Raw genomic sequence first — 290 nt, forward strand, 5'->3', positions numbered from 1 at the left:
CATGCGCAGATCGAGCCGCTTATCGGCCTGTTCGTCAATACGCTGGTGCTGCGTGCCGATCTGTCAGGCTCGCCCTCGTTACGCGATCTGCTCGCACAGGTGCGCGACACGACGCTTGCCGCGTATGCGCATCAGGATTTGCCTTTCGAGAAGCTGGTCGAAGCACTCGCGCCGGTTCGCGACACCAGTCGCACGCCGCTGTTTCAGGTCATGTTCGTGTTGCAGAACGCGCCGATGGAAGCGCTCGCCTTGCCCGGCCTCACGCTGACCTTGCTGCCCGGGGCCGAAGC

1 protein-coding gene is annotated in these 290 nt (G+C 63.8%); it reads left to right on the forward strand.

The features are described from left to right. Positions 1–290: condensation domain-containing protein (locus tag PQR08_RS38790; RefSeq protein ID WP_408164536.1), on the forward strand; the 290-nt coding region annotated here is incomplete at both ends.

Source organism: Caballeronia jiangsuensis (assembly GCF_046030135.1).
Lineage (GTDB): Bacteria > Pseudomonadota > Gammaproteobacteria > Burkholderiales > Burkholderiaceae > Caballeronia > Caballeronia jiangsuensis.